The sequence below is a fragment of the Burkholderia sp. E168m23 genome, from assembly GCF_016586125.1.
Lineage (GTDB): Bacteria > Pseudomonadota > Gammaproteobacteria > Burkholderiales > Burkholderiaceae > Burkholderia > Burkholderia orbicola.
In genome coordinates this window covers 1-4,885 of the sequence record NZ_BCPP01000540.1, presented here as the reverse complement: position 1 = coordinate 4,885, position 4,885 = coordinate 1, and the positions used below count along the sequence as shown (strand labels likewise).

Here is a 4,885-nt window from a genome sequence, read left to right as displayed (position 1 = left end):
GAGCGGGCCGGCCGACAGCATGAATGCGGACAGCGCGAGCGCGTACGCGTTGACGACCCACTGCAGGCCGCCGATATCGGTATCGAGCGCCGTCTGCAGCGTCGGTAACGCAACGTTGACGATGCTGATGTCCAGCGTGGCGAGAAAGGTGCCCAGACACGCGGCCAGAACGAGTGCGGCACGACGGTAACGAGACATGGCGGTCGGCCCGCGGCGGGCCTGTCAATGAGAATGCTTCTCATCTTATATATCGACTGACCGTCGGTCAATTAACTACGTTGGCCGTAAACGAGGTGCTGGCCTAAACTGCGGGCTTTGCATGAACGGGCGTCGAGCCGCGCGATGACGGACAGGACCAAGACAGGGATCAGGACAGGGAAAGACGACGGGGCGGCGGGCAAGCCGCGCACGAAGCCGGCGGAAGTCCGCCTCGAAGAGCTGATGGCCGCGGCCGAGACGCTGTTCCTCGCGCAGGGCGTCGAGGCGACGACCATCAGCGAGATCGTCGAGCACGCGCAGGTCGCGAAGGGCACGTTCTATCACTACTTCGAATCGAAGGCCGACATGCTCGCGGCGCTCGCGCAGCGCTACACGGCATCCTTCCTCGACCAGTTGCAGCACGCGGTGAACGGGTGCGACGCCGACGACTGGCTCGCGCGCCTGCGTGCGTGGATCCGCGCCAGCATCGAAATCTACGCGGCGACTTATCGCACGCACGACATCGTCTACACGAACCATCATCACCACGATCGCGAGAATGCCGACAAGAACGCGATCCTCGAGCAGCTCGGTGCGATTCTCGACGGTGGCGTCCGGGCCGGCGCCTGGCGGCTCGCGCACCCGCCAGTCACCGCGCTGCTGATCTACGCCGGCGTGCACGGCGCGACCGACCACATCATCGCGTCGCCGGAAACGGATCGCGCCGCGTTCGTCGATGCGGTGGTCGACGATTGCCTGCGGATGCTCGGTGTCGGCACATAGCGGCAATCCACTCGCCGCCATGAAAAAAGGGCGCCCGAGGGCGCCCTTCCTGCATTCGGACCACGGCCTTGCAACAGCCGTCAGTTCGTCCGCGAATTGTGTTTCTGCAGATACGCGATCAGGCCGTCGATCCCGCCCGTCGCGAGCTGGCTCTTGAATTGACCCTGATAGACCTGGATCAGCCACGCACCCGACATGTCGATGTCGTAGATCTTCCAGTCGTTGCCGACCTTGCCGAGACGATAGCCGACCGACTGGCTGTCGCCCGGCGTCGTCACCGTCGATTGCACGAGCGCGTCCGCGCCCGACGCGCCGCCCGGCTTGAACGAGAACTTCGCGTCCTGGTTGCCGAGCTGCGCGAGCGACGCGGCGTAGGTGCGCGTCATCAGCAAGCGGAACTGCTTGTACAGTTCCTGCTGCTGTTGCGGCGTGGCCTGCTTCCACGCGTCGCCGACCGCGATGCGGGTCGTGCGCTCGAAGTTGGTCACGGGCAGGAAGCGCTGCTCGACGACCTGCGTGATCTTCGCCATGTCGCCGCCGCGCGCGGCCGGATCGGCCTTCATCGCATTGACGGTACCCTCGACCGCCGTGCGGACGACATCGACCGGCGCGCTCTGCGCGAAAGCGGAAACCGACACGGCGGCCGCCGCGACGAAAGCAAACAGATGACGTTTCATACGAATTTCGCACTCGATGGGAAAAAACGGCCGGCTCTTTGCATCGGCCGGTGGAGCAAAGTATACCGGGCCTGACGCCCCGTTGCCGCGCGGTGACCGACTGTTACCTTTCAGCGCCGTTTGTCACAGGCCCTTGGCGGCGTGTCGACGCATCGCCGTGGCGATTATGTAAATATCCCCATACAAATGGGCCGGCTGCGCGATCCGATTGCCACGCCGGTAGCAAATATCCTTCCCGCCCCGATTCTCTGCAACGTCACGACCGTCGCCGCGCCGCGCCGGTATACTTGGCTACTTTGCCCTAGCCAGCCGCTCCCCACCGCCACATGGTGACATCTCTCATCGTCCGACTCGTTGCGTGGTCGGTGCGCCGCCCCGTCTGGGTCGTCGTCCTGTCGCTCGTCATCGCCGCCTTCAGCGGCGTCTACGTCGCGCAGCATTTCAAGATCAACACCGACATCAGCAAGCTCGTCGATGCGGAGCCGCAATGGGCCGCACTGAGCAAGGCGGTCGACAACGCGTTCCCGCAACGCAACGGCACGATCCTCGCCGTCGTCGAGGCACCCGCGCCCGAATTCGCGACTGCCGCCGCGCATGCACTCACCGAAGCGCTGCGCAAGGACGCCGATGCCGGCCGTATCGGCCCGGTCGCCGAACCGGGCGGCGGGCCGTTCTTCGAGCACAACGGGCTGCTGTTCCTGTCGCCGCAGGAGGTCTCCGATACGACCGCGCAGCTCGCGAGCGCCCGCCCGCTCGTCAACGAACTCGCGAAGAACCCGAGCCTCACCGGGCTCGCCACCACGCTGTCCACCACGCTCGGCCAGCCGCTGCTGACCGGCCAGGTGAAGCTGCCCGCGATGGCGAAGCTGCTCGCGCGCAGCGCCGCGACGGTCGACGACGTGCTGGCCGGCAAGCCGGCCGCGTTCTCGTGGCGCGCGCTGGTCGACAACGACGCGGCGCGGCAGCCCGCGCGCGCGTTCGTCACCGTTCAGCCGGTGGTCAACTACGGCGCGCTGAAGGCCGGCGCGGCAACGAGCCAGGTGATCCGCGACGCGGCCCGGTCGCTCGAGCTCGACAAGCGCTACGGCGCGGCCGTGCGCCTGACCGGCGAACAACCGCTCGCCGACGACGAATTCGCGTCGGTCGAAGACGGCGCCGCACTCAACGGCGTACTCACGCTGCTCGCCGTGCTCGTGATCCTGTGGCTCGCGCTGCGCTCGAAGCGGATGATCGGCTCGGTGCTCGTCACGCTGTTCGTCGGCCTCGTCGTGACGGCCGCGCTCGGCCTCGCGATGGTCGGCTCGCTGAACATGATCTCGGTCGCGTTCATGGTGCTGTTCGTCGGCCTCGGCGTCGATTTCTCGATCCAGTACGGCGTGAAGTATCGCGAGGAACGCTTCCGCGACGAGCGCATCGATCACGCACTGATCGGCGCCGCGCATTCGATGGGCATGCCGCTCGCGCTGGCCACGGCGGCCGTCGCGGCGAGCTTCTTCTCGTTCATCCCGACCGCGTATCGCGGCGTGTCCGAGCTCGGTCTGATCGCGGGCGTCGGGATGTTCGTCGCGCTGCTGACCACGCTCACGCTGCTGCCGGCGCTGCTGCGCCTGTTCGCGCCGCCGGGCGAATCGAAGACGCCGGGTTTCCCGTGGCTCGCGCCCGTCGACGATTACCTCGATCGCCATCGCAAGCCGATCCTGATCGGCACGCTCGCGGTCGTGATCGGCGCGCTGCCGCTGCTCGCGTTCCTGCATTTCGACTTCAACCCGCTGCACCTGAAGGACCCGAACAGCGAATCGATGGCGACGCTGCTCGCGCTGAAGGATTCGCCGGAAGCCGCCGTCAACGACGTCACGCTGCTCGCGCCGTCGCTCGCGCAGGCCGATGCGGTCGCGAAGCGCCTCGACGCGCTGCCCGAAGTCGGCCGCACGACCACGCTGTCGACCTTCATCCCGGCCGACCAGCCGGCCAAGCGCGCGGCGATCGCCGCGGCCGCGAGCGAACTGCTGCCCGCGCTGACACAGCCGGCCGCGCCGCCCGCGACCGACGCGCAACGCGTGGCCGCGCTCAAGCGCGTGTCGGATCTGCTGAGCTATGCAGCCGAAGATCACCCGGGCCCGGGCGCAGCGGCCGCGCAGCACCTGTCCGCGTCGCTCGCGAAGCTTGCCGCCGCCGACAGCGCGACGCGCGACCGTGCCGAGCGCGCATTCTCCGATACGCTGCGCATCGCGCTCAACCAGCTCGCCGCGCTGCTGCAGCCGCAAGACATCACGCGCGAATCGCTGCCGCCGCAGATCGTGCGCGACTGGGTCGCGCCGGACGGCCACGCGCTCGTGCAGATCTCGCCGAAGGTGCCGAAGGGCGTCGATCCGAACGACGACACGATGCTGCGCCGTTTCGCCAAGGCCGTGAAGGCCGCGGAACCGGGTACGACCGGCGGGCCGATCTCGATCCTGCATTCGGCCGACACGATCATCAACGCGTTCCTGCACGCGGCGATGTGGTCGATCATCTCGATCACGGTCCTGCTGTGGGTCACGTTGCGCCGCTTCGGCGACGTGCTGCGCACGCTCGTGCCGCTGCTCGTGTCGGGCATCGTGACGCTCGAGATGTGCGTCGTGCTCGGCATGTCGCTGAACTTCGCGAACATCATCGCGCTGCCGCTGATGCTCGGCGTCGGCGTCGCGTTCAAGGTGTATTTCGTGATGGCGTGGCGCGCGGGGCAGACGGGCCTGCTGCATTCGAGCCTCACGCACGCCGTGCTGTTCAGCGCCGCGACGACGGCAACCGCCTTCGGCAGCCTGTGGCTGTCGCACCATCCGGGCACGTCGAGCATGGGCAAGCTGCTCGCGCTGGCCCTGACCTGTACGCTGATCGGCGCCGTGGTGTTCCAGCCCGTCCTGATGGGCAAACCGCGCGTCAAGCGCGCCAAGAACCAATCGCAAGGAATCAATGAATAAGGTGCGAATCATTGCGGCGACCGTCGCCGCCAGCGCGGTGCTGACCGGCTGCGCGACGGGACCGAACCGCAACCCCAACGACCCGCTCGAGCCGATGAACCGGGCGATGTACAAGTTCAACGACACGGTCGACACGAACATCGCCCAGCCGATCGCGAAGGGCTACCAGAAAGTCACGCCGACGCCGGTGCGCACCGCGATCAGCAACTTCTTCTCGAACCTCGGCGATCTCGGCAACATGGCCAACAACCTGCTGCAGTTGCGCAT

At 67.1% G+C, this 4,885-nt stretch carries 4 protein-coding genes and 1 pseudogene; 3 read left to right on the top strand and 2 right to left on the bottom strand.

Annotation, left to right across the window (positions count from 1 at the left end; all coding sequences use genetic code 11):
- Positions 1 to 198, bottom strand: a pseudogene (locus JMF90_RS24190) (MFS transporter); the annotation flags it as partial.
- Between the two features lie 144 nt (positions 199 to 342).
- Here JMF90_RS24190 and JMF90_RS24185 point away from each other — a divergent pair.
- Positions 343 to 981 (top strand): TetR/AcrR family transcriptional regulator, encoded by a 639-nt coding sequence (locus JMF90_RS24185; RefSeq protein ID WP_011548769.1) that lies wholly within the window; start codon positions 343 to 345, stop codon positions 979 to 981.
- An 80-nt stretch (positions 982 to 1,061) separates the two neighbouring features.
- Here JMF90_RS24185 and JMF90_RS24180 read toward each other — a convergent pair whose 3' ends face one another.
- On the bottom strand, positions 1,062 to 1,658 hold the full coding sequence (locus JMF90_RS24180) for a phospholipid-binding protein MlaC (RefSeq protein ID WP_006480212.1): 597 nt from the start codon (positions 1,656 to 1,658) through the stop codon (positions 1,062 to 1,064).
- A gap of 326 nt (positions 1,659 to 1,984) precedes the next feature.
- On the opposite strand from JMF90_RS24180, the gene JMF90_RS24175 reads away from it, so the two are divergent.
- The gene (locus JMF90_RS24175) at positions 1,985 to 4,618 is read left to right on the top strand and encodes an MMPL family transporter (RefSeq protein ID WP_011548768.1); all 2,634 of its coding nucleotides are present in this window, start codon (positions 1,985 to 1,987) and stop codon (positions 4,616 to 4,618) included.
- Positions 4,611 to 4,885: MlaA family lipoprotein (locus JMF90_RS24170; protein ID WP_201325514.1), on the top strand; the 275-nt coding region annotated here is incomplete at its 3' end. The genes JMF90_RS24175 and JMF90_RS24170, both read left to right, overlap by 8 nt.